Origin of the sequence: Rhodoblastus acidophilus, from assembly GCF_009720655.1 — a bacterium.
Taxonomy (GTDB): Bacteria; Pseudomonadota; Alphaproteobacteria; order Rhizobiales; family Beijerinckiaceae; genus Rhodoblastus; species Rhodoblastus acidophilus_A.
On the sequence record NZ_WNKS01000013.1, the window covers coordinates 22,276 to 39,466 of the forward strand.

Annotated in this window: 18 protein-coding genes; 7 read left to right on the forward strand and 11 right to left on the reverse strand. The window is 65.3% G+C overall.

Annotated features, from left to right (window positions below; translation table 11 throughout):
* Nucleotides 1-5: 5 nt before the first annotated feature.
* Both nusA and rimP read right to left on the reverse strand, forming a co-directional pair.
* Nucleotides 6-1,604, reverse strand: a complete 1,599-nt coding sequence (gene nusA / locus GJ654_RS13735; RefSeq protein WP_155446745.1) for a transcription termination factor NusA — start codon at nt 1,602-1,604, stop codon at nt 6-8.
* 30 nt (nt 1,605-1,634) lie between these two features.
* A complete protein-coding gene (gene rimP, locus GJ654_RS13740; protein WP_246664750.1) occupies nt 1,635-2,411 on the reverse strand; it encodes a ribosome maturation factor RimP in 777 nt (258 codons plus the stop codon).
* A gap of 265 nt (nt 2,412-2,676) precedes the next feature.
* Between rimP and GJ654_RS13745 the strand changes: the two genes are divergently transcribed.
* Nucleotides 2,677-3,273: a L,D-transpeptidase gene (locus GJ654_RS13745; protein ID WP_246664751.1), complete on the forward strand. Its 597-nt coding sequence runs from the start codon at nt 2,677-2,679 to the stop codon at nt 3,271-3,273.
* Between the two features lie 139 nt (nt 3,274-3,412).
* Here the strand turns inward: GJ654_RS13745 and GJ654_RS13750 are convergent, their stop codons facing one another.
* Nucleotides 3,413-3,616 carry a hypothetical protein gene (locus GJ654_RS13750; protein WP_196305559.1) on the reverse strand — a complete coding sequence of 68 codons (204 nt, stop codon included), beginning with the start codon at nt 3,614-3,616 and terminating at the stop codon, nt 3,413-3,415.
* Nucleotides 3,617-3,806: 190 nt separating this feature from the next.
* On the opposite strand from GJ654_RS13750, the gene GJ654_RS13755 reads away from it, so the two are divergent.
* Nucleotides 3,807-4,280 carry a ferritin family protein gene (locus tag GJ654_RS13755; RefSeq protein ID WP_196305560.1) on the forward strand — a complete coding sequence of 158 codons (474 nt, stop codon included), beginning with the start codon at nt 3,807-3,809 and terminating at the stop codon, nt 4,278-4,280.
* 14 nt (nt 4,281-4,294) lie between these two features.
* Here the strand turns inward: GJ654_RS13755 and GJ654_RS13760 are convergent, their stop codons facing one another.
* Complete coding sequence (locus GJ654_RS13760; protein WP_155446749.1) at nt 4,295-4,648, reverse strand: MmcQ/YjbR family DNA-binding protein; 354 nt, start codon at nt 4,646-4,648, stop codon at nt 4,295-4,297.
* Between the two features lie 57 nt (nt 4,649-4,705).
* On the opposite strand from GJ654_RS13760, the gene GJ654_RS13765 reads away from it, so the two are divergent.
* From GJ654_RS13765 to gcvPB, 4 genes are all read left to right on the forward strand, one after another.
* On the forward strand, nt 4,706-5,674 hold the full coding sequence (locus GJ654_RS13765; RefSeq protein ID WP_155446750.1) for a KpsF/GutQ family sugar-phosphate isomerase: 969 nt from the start codon (nt 4,706-4,708) through the stop codon (nt 5,672-5,674).
* 396 nt (nt 5,675-6,070) lie between these two features.
* Nucleotides 6,071-6,733 carry a DsbA family protein gene (locus tag GJ654_RS13770; protein ID WP_155446751.1) on the forward strand — a complete coding sequence of 221 codons (663 nt, stop codon included), beginning with the start codon at nt 6,071-6,073 and terminating at the stop codon, nt 6,731-6,733.
* An 8-nt stretch (nt 6,734-6,741) separates the two neighbouring features.
* Nucleotides 6,742-8,082 (forward strand): aminomethyl-transferring glycine dehydrogenase subunit GcvPA, encoded by a 1,341-nt coding sequence (gene gcvPA, locus GJ654_RS13775; RefSeq protein WP_155446752.1) that lies wholly within the window; start codon nt 6,742-6,744, stop codon nt 8,080-8,082.
* Nucleotides 8,079-9,626: an aminomethyl-transferring glycine dehydrogenase subunit GcvPB gene (gene gcvPB, locus GJ654_RS13780; RefSeq protein WP_155446753.1), complete on the forward strand. Its 1,548-nt coding sequence runs from the start codon at nt 8,079-8,081 to the stop codon at nt 9,624-9,626. The genes gcvPA and gcvPB overlap by 4 nt, the downstream gene beginning before the upstream one ends.
* A 173-nt stretch (nt 9,627-9,799) precedes the next feature.
* Here the strand turns inward: gcvPB and GJ654_RS13785 are convergent, their stop codons facing one another.
* From GJ654_RS13785 to GJ654_RS13800, 4 genes are read right to left on the reverse strand one after another with little or no spacing between them, the layout of a single operon-like run.
* On the reverse strand, nt 9,800-10,300 hold the full coding sequence (locus GJ654_RS13785) for an RNA pyrophosphohydrolase (RefSeq protein WP_155446754.1): 501 nt from the start codon (nt 10,298-10,300) through the stop codon (nt 9,800-9,802).
* A gap of 2 nt (nt 10,301-10,302) precedes the next feature.
* A complete protein-coding gene (locus GJ654_RS13790; RefSeq protein ID WP_155446755.1) occupies nt 10,303-11,463 on the reverse strand; it encodes a divergent polysaccharide deacetylase family protein in 1,161 nt (386 codons plus the stop codon).
* Nucleotides 11,464-11,509: 46 nt separating this feature from the next.
* Nucleotides 11,510-12,988 carry a S41 family peptidase gene (locus GJ654_RS13795; RefSeq protein WP_264586259.1) on the reverse strand — a complete coding sequence of 493 codons (1,479 nt, stop codon included), beginning with the start codon at nt 12,986-12,988 and terminating at the stop codon, nt 11,510-11,512.
* Nucleotides 12,985-14,361 carry a murein hydrolase activator EnvC family protein gene (locus tag GJ654_RS13800; RefSeq protein WP_155446757.1) on the reverse strand — a complete coding sequence of 459 codons (1,377 nt, stop codon included), beginning with the start codon at nt 14,359-14,361 and terminating at the stop codon, nt 12,985-12,987. Before GJ654_RS13800 ends, GJ654_RS13795 begins: the two co-directional genes overlap by 4 nt.
* Nucleotides 14,362-14,507: 146 nt before the next feature.
* Between GJ654_RS13800 and GJ654_RS13805 the strand changes: the two genes are divergently transcribed.
* Nucleotides 14,508-14,768, forward strand: coding sequence for a hypothetical protein (locus tag GJ654_RS13805; RefSeq protein ID WP_155446758.1), 261 nt, complete (start codon nt 14,508-14,510; stop codon nt 14,766-14,768).
* Here GJ654_RS13805 and GJ654_RS13810 read toward each other — a convergent pair.
* The 3 genes from GJ654_RS13810 to rsfS all read right to left on the reverse strand — a co-directional run bounded on the left by GJ654_RS13810 (nt 14,717) and on the right by rsfS (nt 17,132).
* Nucleotides 14,717-16,192, reverse strand: a complete 1,476-nt coding sequence (locus tag GJ654_RS13810) for a PAS domain S-box protein (protein ID WP_155446759.1) — start codon at nt 16,190-16,192, stop codon at nt 14,717-14,719. The two genes, GJ654_RS13805 and GJ654_RS13810, sit on opposite strands and share 52 nt — an antisense overlap.
* A gap of 117 nt (nt 16,193-16,309) precedes the next feature.
* Nucleotides 16,310-16,792: a 23S rRNA (pseudouridine(1915)-N(3))-methyltransferase RlmH gene (gene rlmH / locus GJ654_RS13815; RefSeq protein ID WP_155446760.1), complete on the reverse strand. Its 483-nt coding sequence runs from the start codon at nt 16,790-16,792 to the stop codon at nt 16,310-16,312.
* Between the two features lie 4 nt (nt 16,793-16,796).
* A complete protein-coding gene (gene rsfS / locus GJ654_RS13820) occupies nt 16,797-17,132 on the reverse strand; it encodes a ribosome silencing factor (protein WP_246664753.1) in 336 nt (111 codons plus the stop codon).
* Nucleotides 17,133-17,191 lie beyond the last annotated feature (59 nt).

The following is a 17,191-nucleotide window of genomic DNA, read 5'->3' on the forward strand; positions in this document are numbered from 1 at the left end:
ACCCCTTACGCTTCCGCCGGGCTTTCGCCTTGCGTTAGCTCAACTTGGTTCAATTCATCTTCCTCGACCCAGCCCACTTTCACGCGCGCCCGCATGACAATGGCCTCGGCTTCGTCGCGGCTGATGTCGAGTCCATCCAGAAAACCGGTTTCCTTCACGGTCTCGCCGTTGCGCTTCTCCGTCCAGCCCACGAGATCGTCGGTGGCGCAGCCCGCGAGATCCTCGATCGTCTTGACGTCGTTCTCGCCCAGCTTGACCATCATGGCCGTGGTCACACCCTCGATCTCGCGCAACTCGTCGGCGACGCCCAGCTCCTGGCGGCGAGCGTCCTGCTCGGCTTCGATGCGAGCAAGGTAGTCGCGCGCGCGGTTTTGGATCTCCTCGGCGAAATCGGAGTCGAAACCCTCGATGTTCGAGACCTCCGAGGGATCGACATAGGCGAGCTCCTCGACATTTCGAAAACCTTCCGAGGCGAGCAGCTGTCCAACCACCTCATCGACGTCCAGCGCGTTCATGAAAGTCTGGGTGCGCTCCAAGAATTCCTTCTGGCGGCGCTCGGATTCCTCGGCCTCGGTGAGGATGTCGATGTCCCAGCCGGTGAGCTGCGAGGCGAGGCGCACGTTCTGGCCGCGACGGCCGATCGCCAGCGACAATTGGTCATCCGGCACCACCACTTCAATACGCGATGAATCCTCGTCGAGCACGACCTTGACCACTTCCGCCGGCTGCAAGGCGTTGACGATGAAGGTCGCGGCGTCAATGGACCACGGAATGATGTCGATTTTTTCGCCTTGAAGCTCGTTGACCACGGCCTGCACGCGCGAGCCGCGCATGCCGACGCAGGCGCCGACGGGGTCAATGGAGGAATCGCGCGAGGTCACCGCGATTTTCGCACGCGACCCCGGATCGCGGGCGACCGACTTCACCTCGATCACGCCATCATAAATTTCCGGCACTTCCTGCATGAACAGTTTGGCCATGAACTGCGGATGGGTGCGCGACAGGAAAATCTGCGGGCCGCGCTGCTCGCGGCGCACGTCATAGACATAGGCGCGGACGCGATCACCCGGCCTGAACATTTCACGCGGAATCATCTCGTCGCGGCGGATGATCGCTTCGGCGCGGCCGAGATCGACGATCACATTGCCATATTCGACGCGCTTGACCGCGCCATTGATGATTTCGCCGATACGGTCCTTGAATTCGTCATACTGGCGGTCGCGCTCGGCCTCGCGCACCTTTTGCACGATCACCTGCTTGGCGGACTGCGCGGCGATGCGACCGAAGTCGAGCGGCGGCAGCCGGTCGGAAATCCAGTCGCCGACCTCGGCCGCCGGATTGCGCTTGCGCGCGTCGACCAGCGAAATTTGCGTGGAATCGTTGTCCACCAGCTCGACCACCAGCATCAGCCGCGAAAACCGGGTCTCGCCGGTGCGCGGGTCGATCTCGACGCGGATCTCGGTCTCCTGACCGTAGCGCGAACGCGCCGCCTTGGCCATCGCCTCCTCCATCGAGGCGAGCACGATGCCGCGATCAATGGACTTGTCGCGCGCGACCGCGTCGGCGATCTGCAAGAGTTCGAGCCTGTTGGCGCTGACGGCCATGGATATCTCCTGTTGAATCCGCTTCCGGCTTTAATTCTTTGGACGACGCGGGGCGCCGCCGCCTTTCTTGAACTGCGCCCTTATTCCGGCGGGCAGCTTGGGCTTGGCCTTGGGCGCCTTGGCCGAGAATCGACCGGGGCCCCGCTCCGGCGTTTCAGGCGCCTCGGGAGAGGTGTCGTCGCCTTCTTCCTCACCGCCCTTGATCGCCTCCTTGGCGGCGCGCAGGGATTCGCGAATGAGCGCTTCGGTGAGGATCAGCTTGGCCTCGTCGAGATCGCACAGGCGCAGACGCGGCGTCTTGTCCTCGTCGGGGCCGGCGTCGTCGCGGCGCAGTGTCAATATGGCGTCCTTGCCTTCGCCTTCAATGTCCTGGATCAAGCCGCGAAAGCGTTTTCTGCCGCTCTCGTGCGGACGGGCGAGCTCTACGCGCGCTTCCATGCCCAGCGAGCGGCGGAAGTCGGAGACGCGCACCAGCGGACGGTCGATGCCGGCGGAGGAAATTTCCAGGCGGTGCGCGGCGGAGACGATGTCCTCGACATCGAGCACCGGCGACAGCGCGTCGTGGATGTCCTCGCATTCCTCGATCGTGAGCGTTCCATCGGGCCGCTCGGCCATGATCTGCACGATCATGCCGGGATTGGCCAAGATCTTCACCCGCACCAGACGGAAATCCATGGACGTCAGGACACGCTCGGCCACATGAGCGATGCGGGCGGCCTGCCCGCTCTCCTCAACGAGGCGCGGCTCGTCGAGCGGCGCTTCAAAAGTCCTGTCGTCCGAAGTTCTGTCCTGGGGCGTGTCGTTCAAGTGTGATCCAGCCGGGTAAAACAAAAAAGAGCGGGTCCCGCCAGGGCCCCACTCCCGCATGGCCCAAGGGCCGTGACGAAGATTTTGACTGAGGGAGCGTATACCGCAAACCGGAGCGGCGCGCAAGACGGAGAAATATCGCCGCCTCGCAACGGACCGCGCGAAAAACACCACCCGGCGCGGGAACGAAATTACTGGTTAAGGGTCTCACGGCTAAGGTCGCGGACGTCTGCTTTTCCTATTCTTTCAACGATTGGAGCCATCCATGCGTCACGCGTTCGGGAGCGTCGCCTTGTTCATGGCGCTGATCGCCGCTCCGGCCGCGTGCGAGGCGAGAGTGCAGATCACAATCGACCTCTCGACCCAGACGATGAGGGTCAATGCCTCGAACGCCTCCTATTCCTGGCCCATTTCCTCGGCCCGCGGCGGCTACGTGACCCCGCGGGGCACGTATGGCGTGCAGAGCCTGCAAACCATGCATTACTCAAAAAAATATCACAATTCGCCGATGCCGCACTCGATCTTCTTCCACGGCGGCTTCGCCATCCACGGGACTTACGACCTCGCCAATCTCGGGCGGCCCGCGTCTCACGGCTGCGTGCGCATCTCCCCGGCCGACGCCGCGACCCTCTATGCGCTGGTGCGACGGGAAGGCGCGACCATCCAGATCGTCGGCTCGCCGTCGGACGCGACCTATGCCCACACCGTCGAACCGGAGCGGGCGGCGCCCGTCAGCCGCGCCCCGGCGGCCGCTCCGCCGCAGCGAGCGCCGCGCGTGGCGCAGCGCGACAATTTCCCTGCGACGATCTTTGGTTTCGCGATGCAGCCCGCCGCCCAACCGAGCGCGCGCGGACGCCATTGACGCGCGTGACGCCCGGCCATTGCAATATCGGGTTCATGCGCCGCCCCGGCCCGGGGGAGCGAATCAGCGCCGCGCTCGGATCAAGGCTCGGCGGAATGGGCGCATGCTTTCCGCAAGACCGGGAGCCCCGGGTCAAAGCTTAGCCGCGCCGGCTCTCCTTCAGCAGTTCAAAAATCTGCTCGGGCGTCTCGACCACTTCGAGCGTGGATTCCTCGTCGACGCCGGTGGGAAACCAGATCCACGAGCATTTGTTGCCGCGCTGCACCGTCAGCGCCTTTTCCATGTTGACGAAAACAGGCTCGCCATTGTCACGATCGGTCAGCTTGATCCATTCCGACGCCATTGGCGGGCCTCCCTCTTCCAAGCCTTGCAGTAAGACAAACGCGCCGGGGGTCAAGGAAAAAGGCGGAGCGGCTTGCGGCTGCCCGCATGACATGGGTCATGGTCAAGCTCGCGCACACAGGCCAGACTGGCGCGGCGTCGGCCGCCGCAAGGAGCAAGATCGCCCCAGCGGCCGATGCAGGGAGGGATTTATGCGCCAACTCAAGACATTGATCGTTCTTGCCGGACTGGCGGCCGCGTCGGCGCTGGCTTGCGGCTCGGCCAACGCCGAACAACTCAGCCCGCAGGCGCGCGAAGCGCTGCGCGAGGCGATGCACAACGAAGCCTTCGCCTCGGCCAAGTACAAGCTGTTCTCAGAACACGCCCGCAGGGCGGGAAAGACCGAATTGGCCGATCTCCTGGCGAAAAACGCAAATATTGAATACGGTCATTTCTTGCGCTGGTCCGCTCTGTATGGACTGGTGCGGGACGACAGCGAGAATTTGAAAGCGGCGATCGACGGCGAGGGCGACGACGACATCAAGCTATACACGCGCCTCGCCACTGAAGCCGCCGCCCGCGGCGAGACCACGCTCGCCAACCATTTCAACGAAATCAAGGCGCAAGAAGAAAAGCACCAAAAGGAGTTGGACAAGGTCGTCGAGAAGACGTTCAAGCCGAACTGACGGGGCGTCGCCCTTCACTCCAGCCCCAACTCCCGTCTCGCCCGCCGCGTCAGCCCGGCGACGACCAGCCGGTGCGAACAGGCGATCAACTCACGCAACTCGGTCCCGTCCACAACAAACCCGTCGGCCTGAATCCATTTCAGGCCGCGCGAGGCGAGATAGGGCGCGGGACGATAGCACGCGCGTTCCGGCAGGACGGCGAAACCGATGTCGCTGACCTTGAACGAATAGGCCGGCGCCGCTGCATCGCCGCCGCCAATGCAAAACACCTTGCCCCCGACCTTCCACACATCCGCGCCGCCCCATTGCACAACATGGGTCGCGGCGGGCAGAGCAGCGCAATAGGCGTTGTATTCGTCGTGAGTCATGCCGGATTTGCCGAGCTGGAACCGATGGTTTAGGGAACGCCGCAACAAGAGGATGGCATGATGCGGGTCGCACTGGAAGCCGCGCGAAAAAGCGTCGAGATCGAAACCAAGGGCATGGCGCAATTGCGCGCCGCGCTCGATGGCGACCTGGGCAAGGCGCTCGAACAAGCCATCGACCTCATCCGCAACGCGCGCGGGCGCGTCGTCGTGTCCGGCATGGGCAAATCCGGCCATATCGGGCGGAAAGTGGCGGCGACCCTGGCCTCAACCGGCACGCCCGCCTTCTTCCTCCATGCGGCGGAGGCCAGTCACGGCGACCTCGGCATGGTCACCCAGGACGACGTTCTGCTGGCGTTTTCCTGGTCGGGCGAGACGGCGGAGCTCGCAGACCTCATCGAATATTCCAAGCGATTCGCCGTCCCGCTGATCGCCGGAACCTCCAAGCGCGACAGCGCCCTCGGCCGCGCGGCGGATGTGCTGCTGCTGCTGCCGCAGGTCGAGGAGGCCTGTCCGAACGGCCTCGCGCCGACCACCTCCACCACCATCCAGTTGGTTCTCGGCGACGCGCTGGCCGTGGCCCTGATCGAGGATCGCGGCTTTACCGCCCGCGATTTCCGCGTCTTTCATCCGGGGGGAAAACTCGGCGCGCGGCTGCACAAGGTGGACGACCTCATGCACTGCGGCGACGACATGCCGCTGTTGCCGGAAACCGCCGCCATGAGCGAGGTGATTCTCGCCATGACCGGAAAGCGTTTTGGTTGCGTCGGCCTGATCGACGCCTCGGGCGCCCTGACCGGCATCATCACCGACGGCGATCTTCGCCGCCACTGGGGTCCGGACATGCAGAACAAGCGCCCGGCGGAAATCATGACGCGCGGGCCGCGCACGGCCAAGATCGGCTCCCTGGCCTCCGCCGCGCTGGAATTGATGAACCGGCGAAAAATCACCGTCCTGTTCATCCTCGACGCCGGCAAGCCGGTGGGCGTTCTGCACATCCACGACCTCCTGCGCGCCGGCGTTGCATAAGGCGACGCTCAGCCTAGCGAAGGTTTCCATAATCTATCCGCCGTCATTGCGCGCGAAGCGAAGCAATCCAGCGCGCCCACGAAGCGACGATTGCGCGTTGCCGTGGCGGCGACCCGGCGCTCTACAGTTCGACGGCCCTGAATTGCTTTGCTTTTCTCGCAATGACGTAGTGAAGGCGCCGCTTTTTCTTGTGGGCGAAGCCGCGACTAGAGCTTTTTCACGTTTCATGGAAACATAAAGAAGCTCTAGATTCTTGCTTGGACGCATTTTCTTCACGCGAACCGGCATCCACTTCGCGTGAAAATGCTCTAGCCCCTGTCCGGCCCGCCTTGGGCCTTTCGCGGCGCTCAAGCCCCGTCTATATAGGCTTGACGCCTTTTCTCGCAGGACTTGCCCATGCCGTCTTTTCGCCTCGGCCTGAACCGCCGCGCGCTTCTCGCCTTCAACGCGGCGGCTTTCGCCGCCGCGCTCACCGTCGCCCCCGCTTTCGCGGCGCAGGACGAAGGACCGATGAAAGTCCCGATGGACCAGTTGATGGCGCCGCAGGCCCTGCCCGATCTTTGGCTCGGCGACCCCAAGGCGCCCGTCACAATCGTCGAATATGCCTCGCTGACCTGCTCCCACTGCGCGCATTTCACCATTCGGACGCTGCCCAAGCTCAAGACCGACTACATCGACAAGGGCAAGGTGCGTTACACGCTGCGCGAATTCCCGCTCGACCCGCTCGCCGCCGCCGCCGCCATGCTGGCGCGCTGCTCCGGCGACAAGCGCGAGGCCGTAGTCGAATTGCTGTTCCAGACACAGAGCAGTTGGGCTTTCGGCAAGAACCCGCTCGAAGCCCTGACTTCAACCCTCAAGCAGACCGGCATGGGCCAGAGCGCGTTCGAAGCCTGCCTCAACGACGACGCCCTGTTCAAGAAGATCGATGCCGAGCGCACGTCCGCGCAAACCAAATTCAACATCACCGCCACGCCCACTTTCTTCATCAATGGCGCCAAGCACGCTGGCGACATACCGCCCGACGAACTCGACGCCCTGCTCGCTCCCTATCTCAAGTAAGGATCTTCATGCGCTATTTGCCGCTCAGCCCGACTGAGCGCGAGGACATGCTTGCGCGCATGGGCCTCGCCCACATCGACGACCTTTTTGCCGACGCGGCCGACAAGCTGCTGAAAGACCCGCTGAACCTGCCGGGCCGGAAAACCGAGCTGGAGGTCGAGCGCGCGATGGGGGCGCTTGCCGCGAAAAATCTTGCCGCCGGCGCGCCCTTCTTTTTGGGCGCCGGCGCCTACAAGCACCATGTGCCCGCGAGCGTCGACCACCTGATCCAGCGCTCGGAATTTTTGACGTCCTACACGCCCTACCAGCCTGAAATTTCGCAGGGCACCCTTCAAGTCCTGTTCGAGTTCCAGACCCAGGTGGCGCGCCTCACCGGCATGGATGTCGCCAACGCCTCCATGTACGACGGCTCCACGGCGACAGCGGAAGCCGTGCTCATGGCCCACCGCGTCACGCGTCGCCGAAAGGCTCTGTTGTCCGGCGGATTGCATCCGCATTACGCGGAGACGGCGCGCACGCTGTCGGACATGGCCGACGATGAGATTTGCATTCTGCCGCCCGATCCGCTGGCGCGAGAAGACCTTATTCGCCAAATCGACGACAGCCTGTCTTGCGTCGTGGTGCAGTCGCCCGACGTGTTCGGCCATTTGCGCGACCTGAGGCCGCTGGCGGAGGCGTGCAGGGCGAAAGGGGTTTTGTTGGTCGCCGTCGTCACCGAAGTTTTGGCTCTCGGCCTGATCGAAAGTCCCGGCGCCCAGGGCGCGGACATTGTCGTCGCCGAGGGCCAGTCGATCGGCAACGGCCTGAATTTCGGCGGCCCCTATCTCGGCCTGTTCGCCACGCGCGAAAAATACGTGCGGCAGATGCCCGGTCGCCTGTGCGGCCAGACGTTTGACAGTCTTGGCCGACGCGGTTTTGTTCTGACGCTCTCGACCCGCGAGCAGCACATCCGCCGCGAAAAGGCGACCTCCAACATCTGCACCAACTCAGGCCTGTGCGCGCTGGCGTTCTCGATCCACCTGTCGCTGCTCGGCGAAAAGGGGTTGCGCGAACTGGCCCTGGTCAATCACGCCAATGCCGTGGCGCTGGCCGAGGCGATCGAGACGATCCCGGGCATAAAATTGCTCAACGGCAGCTTTTTTAACGAATTCTGCATCGAGCTGCCCGGTTCGGCGGCGGAATTTGTCGAACGGGCGGCGGGCCAAAAAATTCTGGCGGGCGTGCCGGTCTCGCGGCTCTCGCCCGGCGCGGGCTTGGAAAACCTGCTGCTGATCGCCAGCAGCGAGATCAACACGGACGACGACCGCGCGACGCTCGTAGCGGCCCTGCGTGAGGAGGCCGCGCGATGAATGAGCAGCCGCGTTTCCAGGACAAGAAACTGCCGCGCACCTTTTCCGGCCACCACGGCCTCGCCCACGAGACCGGCCTGATCTTTGAACATGGCCGCGAGGATTTTACCGGCGTCGACATCGACCCGCCGCAAAATTTCAAGCCCCGTCTCGGCGGCCTGGAGCGCCAGTCGCCGCTCGGCCTTCCCGGACTGTCCGAACCGGAGTGCCTGCGCCATTACGTGCGGCTGTCGAAGCAGAATTACGCCATCGATGCCGGCCTCTATCCGCTCGGCTCCTGCACGATGAAGCACAACCCGCGCCTCAACGAGAAAATGGCGCGGCTTCCCGGCTTTTCGGATATCCACCCGTTGCAGCCGTTCTCCACCGTGCAGGGCGCGCTGCAATTGATGGAGGCGCTGTCGCATTGGCTCATCACCCTCACCGGCACGGAAGCGGTGGCGCTGTCGCCCAAGGCGGGCGCGCATGGCGAAATGTGCGGCATGATGGCGATCAAGGCCGCCATCGCGGCGCGGGGCGAGGCGGCCACACGAAAAGTGGTGCTGGCGCCCGAGTCGGCCCATGGCACCAATCCCGCCACCGCCGCCGCGCTCGGCTTTTCGGTGCGGCCGATCCCGGCGGGCGCGGACGGTCTGGTGCATCCCGAGGCCGTCGCCGCCGCGCTCGGCCCCGACGTCGCCGCGATCATGCTCACCAATCCCAACACCTGCGGCCTGTTCGAACGCAACATTGTCGAAATCGCGCGGCTGGTACATGAGGCCGGCGCGTATTTTTACTGCGACGGCGCCAATTTCAACGCCATCGTCGGAAAAGTGCGGCCGGGCGACCTCGGCGTCGACGCCATGCACATCAACCTGCACAAAACCTTTTCCACCCCGCACGGAGGCGGCGGCCCCGGCGCCGGACCCGTGGTCCTATCGAGCCGTCTGGCCCCGTTCGCGCCCGTGCCCTTCCTGCGCCGCGACGGCGAAAAACTTGTCCTGGTCGAGGAGAAGGAGGGCTCGCAAAGCTTTGGTCGGATGGCGGCTTTCCACGGCCAGATGGGCATGTTCGTCCGCGCGCTGACCTATATTCTCTCCCATGGCGGCGACGGCCTCGCCATGGCCTCGGAAAACGCCGTGCTCTCGGCGAATTACCTGCGCGTCTGCCTCAAGGATGTGATGTCCTCACCCTTCGCGGAAAAACTGTGCATGCACGAAGTCCTGTTCGACGACCATTGGATGAAGGACAGCGGGGTGACCGTGCTCGATTTCGCCAAGGCGATGATCGACGAGGGCATTCACCCGATGACGGTCTATTTCCCGCTGGTCGTGCATGGCGCCATGCTGATCGAGCCCACCGAATCGGAATCCGCCGCCTTCCTGGAGATGTTCGTCGCCACCCTGCGCGACCTCGCCTTCAGCGTGAAAGGCGGCGATGTCGAGCGTTTCACCGGCGCGCCCTATTACGCGCCGCGCACCCGCCTCGACGAGACCGGCGCGGCGCGCAAACCGGTGCTGACCTACAAGAAACCAATAGGAGAGCGCGAACCGCCGGCGGCGTGAAGCTGGACCTGGATACCCACGGACGTCATGCCCGGCCTTGTGCCGGGCATCCACGCCAAGCCGCGAGACGATAGGTCTGGCGTCTTGCGCTACATCTCCGCGCGGCTGACCGGGACAAGCCCGGTCGAGACGCTCCCCACCAACGCCGGCATCCGCCCGACCACAGCGCGGCCCTATCCCGCCAAATGCGCGAAATGGGCGCAAACCTGCACATACACGTCCCGCTTGAACGGCACGATCAGTTCGGGCAAACGGTCCATGCGCTCCCAGCGCCAGGCGTCGAACTCCGCCTTGTGGCGGCCGTTGTCGGGCGCGTCGATGTTGATCTCGGCGTCATCCCCGGTGAACCGCAGCGCAAACCATTTTTGCGTCTGGCCGCGAAACCGCCCACGCCAGGATTTTTTGCCGATTTCGGTCGGCAAGTCATAGGTCAGCCAGTTCGGCGCCTCGCCCAGCAAGTGCGCGCTGCGCACGCTGGTCTCCTCGCGCAGCTCGCGCAAGGCGGCGTCAAAGGGCGCCTCGCCCTCGTCGATACCGCCCTGCGGCATCTGCCACTCGTGCGGCATCGGGTGAAAATCCGGACCGCGCTTCGATTTGCGCCGTCCGACGAACACCAGCCCCTCCGCGTTGAGCAACATGATGCCGACGCAGGGCCGGTATGTCAGCGCGTCCATTCTCACCTCTTGTCGCCGGCGTCGAACGCCGAGGAGACCGGGACCAGCACGACGCCAGCGCGCTTGATGTCGGCGAGGTAGCTGGCGATGCGTTCGCTGGTCGAGGGCAGTCCCGAGGCGAATCCAACGGCGACGCCCTTTTGCTTGGCGAGAGTTTCGAGCTTGACCAAGGCGGCGTCAATGGCCTCGGGACGACGGACTTCGTCAATGCGAACATCGACCTTCAAAAAATTCACGCCCTCCCGCGCCGCCGTCTCCCCGGCGAGGCTGCCTGGCGCGGAAGCGTCGTCAATATAGGCCAGCCCCCGTTTCCCGATCTCGACCATCAGCGGCGAAACCGAGTCCCGATCGGAGGTGAGCTTGCCGCCGAGATAATTGATCACGCCGAAATAGCCGGGAAACCGTCCCATCTGCCAGCGCAATTCGTCTTCGGCCTTGGGCGCGTCGCCGGCCGGGATCACGTGCGGACCCGGAGATTCCGCGCTGTCGAACGGCTCCATCGGCGCCTGCAACAGGATTTCATGGCCGGCGTCACGGGCGGAACTGGCGAGATGCTCGACCCGCGTCCCATAGGGCGCGAAAGCCAGCGTCACCGCCGCGGGCAAGCGCGAAATCGCCGATTGGGTGGCGAGATCGTTCAGCCCCATGCCGCCGACGATCAGCGCAATCCGGGGGACGCCGGGTTTCACGGCGGCCTGCGGCCGGGCATAGACCTGCGCGGGCGTCGCGCCGTCCTTGCCGCGCTTGGGCAGCATGCCAAAACGGCCTTTCTCGACAAGGCGCGGATCGGGGGCCGGAAGGAGCGGTGCGGCGGCGCTTTCGGGCACATGGATAATGGCGGGGCCGGCCGCGCCGCCGCCGCGCACCACGCGCACGCCATTTTCGATGTCCACGCGGGCGCCCGACGGCGCGGACTCCGGCGAAGGTTGCTGAACCTGAATTTGCGGCGCGGGCGGGGCCGCGGGGGCCGGCGGGAGCGGCTGGATCGGCGCGCGCGCCTCCGGTTCGCCCCCGGGACCGTCCCGTCCGCCGAGCCAGACGCCGCCAGCGGCCAGGACGAGCGCGACAATTGCGCCGGCCGTCCACAGCGGCTTGCGACCGCCCTGAACTTTTGGCGGCTCCTGTCGCTCTAACCCAAGCGGGCGGTCGAGGTCGTCCAACATGTCCGGTCTTAAAATTCGGCCCGCCGCGAGCGACGGGCCGTGGAAATTATTTTTCCGGGGCGGGCGTGGGGCCCTGTTTCAAGACCGGTTCGCCCTGCGGACCGACCGGCGGCGCGGCAGGAGGCGCTTCCGCGGGACGGCCGGTCACGGGCTTGGCCGGGTCCTTGGGCGCCGGCTTGGAGGCGGCGTCCGCGACCGCCTTGGCGCTCTCCGCCTTGATCGCCTCGGCCGTCTTCACGCCGCGCAGCAGGTCGAGCGCCGCATGCAGCGCCTTGTCCTTGGAGACATCCGGCGGCACATAGGCCTGCGAGCCGTGCTCCTCCTGGTCGCCGTTCTTGAGGTGGCCCTTGAGCGAGGCCTCGCCCTCGGTGCGGTCCTTGCCCTTCAGTTCGTCCGGCACGTCCTCGAGCACGGTGATGTCGGGCTCTATGCCCTTGGCCTGGATCGAGCGGCCCGACGGCGTGTAGTAGCGCGCGGTGGTCAACCGCAGCGCGCCGTTGTTCTGGCCGAGCGGAATGATGGTCTGCACCGAGCCCTTGCCGAACGAACGCGTGCCGATCAGCGTGGCGCGCTTGTGGTCCTGCAACGCGCCGGCGACGATCTCGGACGCCGAAGCCGAGCCGCCGTTGATCAGCACCACGACCGGCTTGCCCTTGGAGAGATCGATCGGGCGGGCGTTGTAGCGCTGGGTCTCGTCGGCGTTGCGGCCGCGCGTCGAGACGATCTCGCCGTGGTCGATGAAGGCGTTGACCACGGCCACCGACTGGTCGAGCAGGCCGCCGGGATTGTTGCGCAGGTCGAGGATATAGCCCTTGAACTTGTCGGCGCCGATGTCGGCCTGAAGCTTCTTCATCGCCTCCTTGAGGCCGTCATACGTCTGTTCGGTGAACTGGGTGAGGCGGATGTAGCCGACATCGGGCCCCTCGACGCGCGAGCGCACCGACTTGATCTGGATGAGGGCGCGGGTGAGCGTGACGTCGATCTTCTCCTTCGCCGCGCCGCGCGCGAGCGTCAGCTTGACCGAAGTGTCCACCGCGCCGCGCATCTTGTCCACGGCCTGGTTGAGCGTCATGCCCTGCACGGGCTCGCCGTCGATGGCGGTGATGAAATCGCCCGAGAGGATGCCGGCGCGCGCGGCCGGCGTGTCGTCGATCGGCGCGACCACCTTCACGAGGCCGTCCTCCTGCATGACCTCGATGCCGAGACCGCCGAACTTGCCGGAGGTCTGCACCTGCATGTCCATGAAACTCTTGGCGTCCATGTAGGACGAATGCGGATCGAGCGAGGTGAGCATGCCGCTGACCGCCGCCTCGACCATCTTCTTGTCGTCGGGCTTCTCGACATAGTCCGTACGGACTTTTTCGAACACGTCGCCGAATAGGTTCAGCGCGCGATAGGTGTCGGACGGCGCGGCTTGAGCGCCGGCCGGCAACCAGGGTGGCGAGAAGGGAACGCGCGCGCCGATCGTGACGGCGGATGCGCCGATGATCGCGCCCAGCAGAACCAGAGATGTCTTGCGCATTATCCGCGAACCCTCATGTTATCCGGCTTGGTCCACCATGGCCCCGGATCGATGGCCGTCCCATCCTTGCGAAACTCGACATAAAGCACTGGCTGCGTCGCGGCAATGGCGACCGCCGCGGCGGTTTGCGCCGCGCCATCGCCCATTGACCCGACCGGTTCGCCCGCCAGAACGAATTGTCCGACCGACACGTCGACTCGCGCCATGCCCGCCATTACCACATAGTAGCCGCCGCCCGCATTGACGATCAAGAGTTGACCGTAGGAGCGCCACGGGCCGCTGAACGCGATATAGCCATCGCAAGGAGACGAAACAATGGCTTGCGGCCGGGTGGCCAGCGAAAGTCCTTTTTCCGCGCCGCCGAATTCGCTCGCGGCGCCGTAAGCCTTTATGACCGTTCCATTTGCGGGCGGCGACAGCAGGCCTCTGGCCTGCGCGAAGGCGATCGCCGGCGTGAGGCGCGCGGGATCGCGTTTTTTCGCGTCCGCGAACTTTTGCCGCGCCTCCTCGGCCGCCTTTTCGCCCTGCCGCGCGCGCGCTTCCTCGGCCAGGCGCGCCTTCTCCGCGGCGGCGCGGGCCCCCGCGAGTTCGCCCTCCATGCGCGCGATCAGCTCCTTGAGGTTCGCCGCCTGCCCGGCCAGGGCTTGCGCCCGCTTGCGCTCGGCGGCGAGGGCTTCCAGCGCCTGGCCGATGGCCTGCTGCCGCGCCGCGATCAGGGCGTCGAGACGGGCGCGCTCGTCGCGCCGCGCCTGCGCCTCGGCGGCCTGCCGGGCGCTTTCCTGCGCGATGGCGGCGCGCAGCGAGACGAGGTCCTGAAGATCGCTGGCGAGCGCCTCGGTTTCGGCGCGCAATTGCGGCAGCACGGCGCCCAGCATCATCGAGGCGCGGATCGCCCGCAGAACGTCCTCCGGCTGGGTGAGCAGCGCCGGCGGCGGCTTGCGCCCCATGCGCTGCAACACCGCGAGCACGGAGGCGAGAACGTCCCGCCGCCCGTCCAGCGATTTGCGAATGGCGTTCTCCGAACCCGCAAGCGTCTCGAGCCGCGCGGCGCTGGCCGCCAGTTGCGCCTCCGCCTCCTCGATCTTGCCGCGCGCGTCGATGGAGGCCGCGGTCAGCTTGGCGCGATCGTTCTGAATGGACTCGATTTCCGCCTCGATCTTCTTCCGCTGCGCCTCCGTATGCGCGAGCGTCTCCTGCACGCCTTGGAATTGCGCCTTCTGCCGATCGATGTCCGCGGCTCGGGGATCTGCGGCCCTCGTGTCGGCGCCGGCGGCGGGCGCGTCCGGCGCCGGCGGCGTCTGCGCCACGGCGGAAAGCGAGGCGAACGCAAATGCAGCGAACCATCCCGCCTGCGTCAGCCCTGTTGTCTTCGCCATTGCCGCTCCCGCCCGATTCGCCGCGCCCAGATTAAAGGCGGGCGCAGCGTCAGCAATGGGGCGGCGCTGCAAAGCGGGGCTTTTCCCTTGACAAAGCCTCACTTGTTCCTTATATGTTCTCATATTGAAAACAAGGAAATGACGCCATGACCACCACGGCCATCTTCCTCCCCCTCGTTCTTGCGAGCCTGTTCATGATCGTCGCCGTCCATCAGGAACTGGCGAATCCCCAGCTCTGCCCGCGCTTGGCGCCGGCGGCGAAGAGGCGAATGCATGAGCCCGGGCGAGCGGTGCGCGTCCCCGCCTTTGAATCGGGACCGATCGCCGCGCTGAACGCGTCGGATTTCGACCGTCGCTACTCCATGCCGCCCATCGCCACCTGCGAGAGCGGCGCCGACAGAGTGTAGGTGAGTCCCTCCTGCGGGAACTCAAGGCAACTCTCTCCATTGATGGACTGCGGGGCGGTGCGCGTGAGAACGCAGGCGCCGAAACCATTGCGCTCCGGCGGATCGACCGGAGGGCCGCCCTGCTCCCGCCAGCTGAAGCGATAGGTTTGCGAGTCCGGGTCGAGTGCGAATGTCAGCTCGACCCAGCCGTCCGTCGTGGACAAGGCGCCGTATTTGACCGCGTTGGTGGCCAGTTCGTGCAGCGCCAGCCCGTAAGTTTCCGCCGCGCGCGGGTTGATCTCGATCAGGTCGCCCGAGACGACAATCCGCGATTCCTCGGATTCGATCAGCTCGCAGCACTGGATGCGCGTGAGCTCCTCGACCTGAACGCCACGCCAGTCTCGCGAGACCAGCATGTCGTGACTGGCGCCGATGGCGGCGAGGCGCGCCATGAAGCCGTCGGTGAAGGCTTCCGGGCTGTCGGCGAAGCGCGCCGTCTGCCGCGCCACGGCCTGCACCACGGCGAGCATGTTTTTGGAGCGGTGATTGACCTCCCGCAGCAGGAATTCGATGTGCTCGGCGGCGCGGGTCAATGCCGTGACATCGCGGTAGATGGCGGAAATGGCCACCGTCTCGCCTGTGGACTCGTCCCGGATCGGAGCGAGCGACAGCGAAAAATCGAGAAAAATTCCGTCCTTGCGCCGGCGCCGGACAATTTCGCCCTTGATCGGACGCTGCGCCGCGCGTCGCAATTTCTTTTCGAATTGCTCCCGGTATTGATCCGGAACGATCAGTTCGGAGAGCCTGGCGCCAAGAACCTCGGCGCGGTCGAACTGGAAAATATCGGAAAAGGCGAAGTTTGCGTTGAGGATGCGCCCGCCTTTGTCGACGCTGACGATCGCGTCGGACGAATGGGAAACGATCGACGCCAATTGCTCCGCAGCCCGCTTGCCCCGGCGCAGCTCCGCTTCATATTCGGTGCGCCGCCACGCGCTGATGAAACTGATATGCACCATCTCCCCGCCACGCCCGGCGCCTGACGCGCCCCGCCGCAAGACCGCGTTCAGATAGACAGGGAGAATCGCGCCATTGCCGCGCTGGAGGAGCGCGAACACCTCCTCCGCCGGTTCGTCCTGCCGCAGGCTGTCGACCAGAGAGGCGAAAAACGCGGCGCCCTCGCCGACGAGCATGGAGGCGAGATTTTGTCCCTCGGGCGCGCCGCCGCGAAAACCGATCCACTCGCGGAGCAGCTGGTTCGCCCGCATGATTTGTCCATTAGGCGCGACGATCGCGAGACCGCACGGGGCGAGCTCAAAAAGGTCGGCTTCGATCAGTCCTGAGTGAATCATGCGGCTCTTGGTCTTCTTTTCGGCCCGATGCGCCCGGCGCAGCTTTTTCGCACGATTCCCAGGGACGACGCATACAACTTTTTGTGATCGGCGCATCGCGGCGGCTTCTGGCGAAGTTATTCACAGGTCAATTGAACGAAATACACAGGCGCAGACGCCATCCACACTGCTTTCCCTTGGAGAATTTCGACGAATTACGCTTGGCCGTGCGCGTCACACGCGATGATAGGGATGGCCCGCCAGAATCGTCATGGCGCGAAACAGCTGCTCCGCCGCCAGAGCCCTCACCAATTGGTGCGGCCAGGTCATGGCGCCGAACGCCAGGACCAGGTCGGCGCGGTCGCGAAACGCCGGATCGAGACCATCGGGACCGCCGATCACCACCCCGCAGGCCGGCGCCGAGGCGTCGCGCCATGCGCCGATCCTTGCGGCGAAGGCTTCGCTGTCCATGGTCTTTCCACGTTCGTCGAGGCAGATGATTTTTGCGCCCGAAGGCAGAAACTCCCGTAACCCGGCGGCCTCCTCGGCCTTGCGGTCCTCGGGGCGCCGGGCGCGGGATTCCTCGATTTCGCGCAGGTCGAACGCGGTCAGGCCGATCTTGCGCCCCCCGGCCGCGCACCGTTCCGCATAGCGCGCGACCAATTCGCGCTCAGGCCCGCTCTTGAGCCGTCCAACGCCAACGAGGAGCAGCTTCAAGGCTTTAACGCGCCTCGCTCGGCCGGTCGACGCCCCACATCTTCTCGAGATTGTAAAAGGCGCGCACTTCCGGCCGGAACAGGTGGACGATCACGTCCCCGGCGTCGATCAACACCCAGTCGCAGGCGGGAAGCCCCTCTACGGAGGGCGTCGGCGCGCCGATGTCCTTCAGGGCGCGGACCACCTTGTCGGCCATGGCGCCCACTTGCGTGGTGGAGCGTCCCGAGGCGATCACCATCCAGTCGGCGATCGAGGTTTTCCCCGCGAGATCGATGACGGCGACATCTTCGGCCTTCAAATCCTCGAGCGCCGTCAGCGCGGCGCGCGCGACGTCCGGCAAAGCGTTGGGATCGACGGGTTCGAGCGCCTTGGGCTCGGCCGATTGCGGTTCGGATTTCG

What these genes read in the sequence shown, in the direction of transcription:
- nusA (WP_155446745.1), bottom strand. Translation starts at nt 1,604, where the DNA reads ATGGCCGTCAGCGCCAACAGGCTCGAACTCTTGCAGATCGCCGACGCG.
- GJ654_RS13745 (WP_246664751.1), top strand. Translation starts at nt 2,677, where the DNA reads ATGCGTCACGCGTTCGGGAGCGTCGCCTTGTTCATGGCGCTGATCGCC.
- GJ654_RS13750 (WP_196305559.1), bottom strand. Translation starts at nt 3,616, where the DNA reads ATGGCGTCGGAATGGATCAAGCTGACCGATCGTGACAATGGCGAGCCT.
- GJ654_RS13755 (WP_196305560.1), top strand. Translation starts at nt 3,807, where the DNA reads ATGCGCCAACTCAAGACATTGATCGTTCTTGCCGGACTGGCGGCCGCG.
- GJ654_RS13760 (WP_155446749.1), bottom strand. Translation starts at nt 4,648, where the DNA reads ATGACTCACGACGAATACAACGCCTATTGCGCTGCTCTGCCCGCCGCG.
- GJ654_RS13765 (WP_155446750.1), top strand. Translation starts at nt 4,706, where the DNA reads ATGATGCGGGTCGCACTGGAAGCCGCGCGAAAAAGCGTCGAGATCGAA.
- GJ654_RS13770 (WP_155446751.1), top strand. Translation starts at nt 6,071, where the DNA reads ATGCCGTCTTTTCGCCTCGGCCTGAACCGCCGCGCGCTTCTCGCCTTC.
- gcvPA (WP_155446752.1), top strand. Translation starts at nt 6,742, where the DNA reads ATGCGCTATTTGCCGCTCAGCCCGACTGAGCGCGAGGACATGCTTGCG.
- gcvPB (WP_155446753.1), top strand. Translation starts at nt 8,079, where the DNA reads ATGAATGAGCAGCCGCGTTTCCAGGACAAGAAACTGCCGCGCACCTTT.
- GJ654_RS13785 (WP_155446754.1), bottom strand. Translation starts at nt 10,300, where the DNA reads ATGGACGCGCTGACATACCGGCCCTGCGTCGGCATCATGTTGCTCAAC.
- GJ654_RS13790 (WP_155446755.1), bottom strand. Translation starts at nt 11,463, where the DNA reads ATGTTGGACGACCTCGACCGCCCGCTTGGGTTAGAGCGACAGGAGCCG.
- GJ654_RS13800 (WP_155446757.1), bottom strand. Translation starts at nt 14,361, where the DNA reads ATGGCGAAGACAACAGGGCTGACGCAGGCGGGATGGTTCGCTGCATTT.
- GJ654_RS13805 (WP_155446758.1), top strand. Translation starts at nt 14,508, where the DNA reads ATGACCACCACGGCCATCTTCCTCCCCCTCGTTCTTGCGAGCCTGTTC.
- GJ654_RS13810 (WP_155446759.1), bottom strand. Translation starts at nt 16,192, where the DNA reads ATGCGCCGATCACAAAAAGTTGTATGCGTCGTCCCTGGGAATCGTGCG.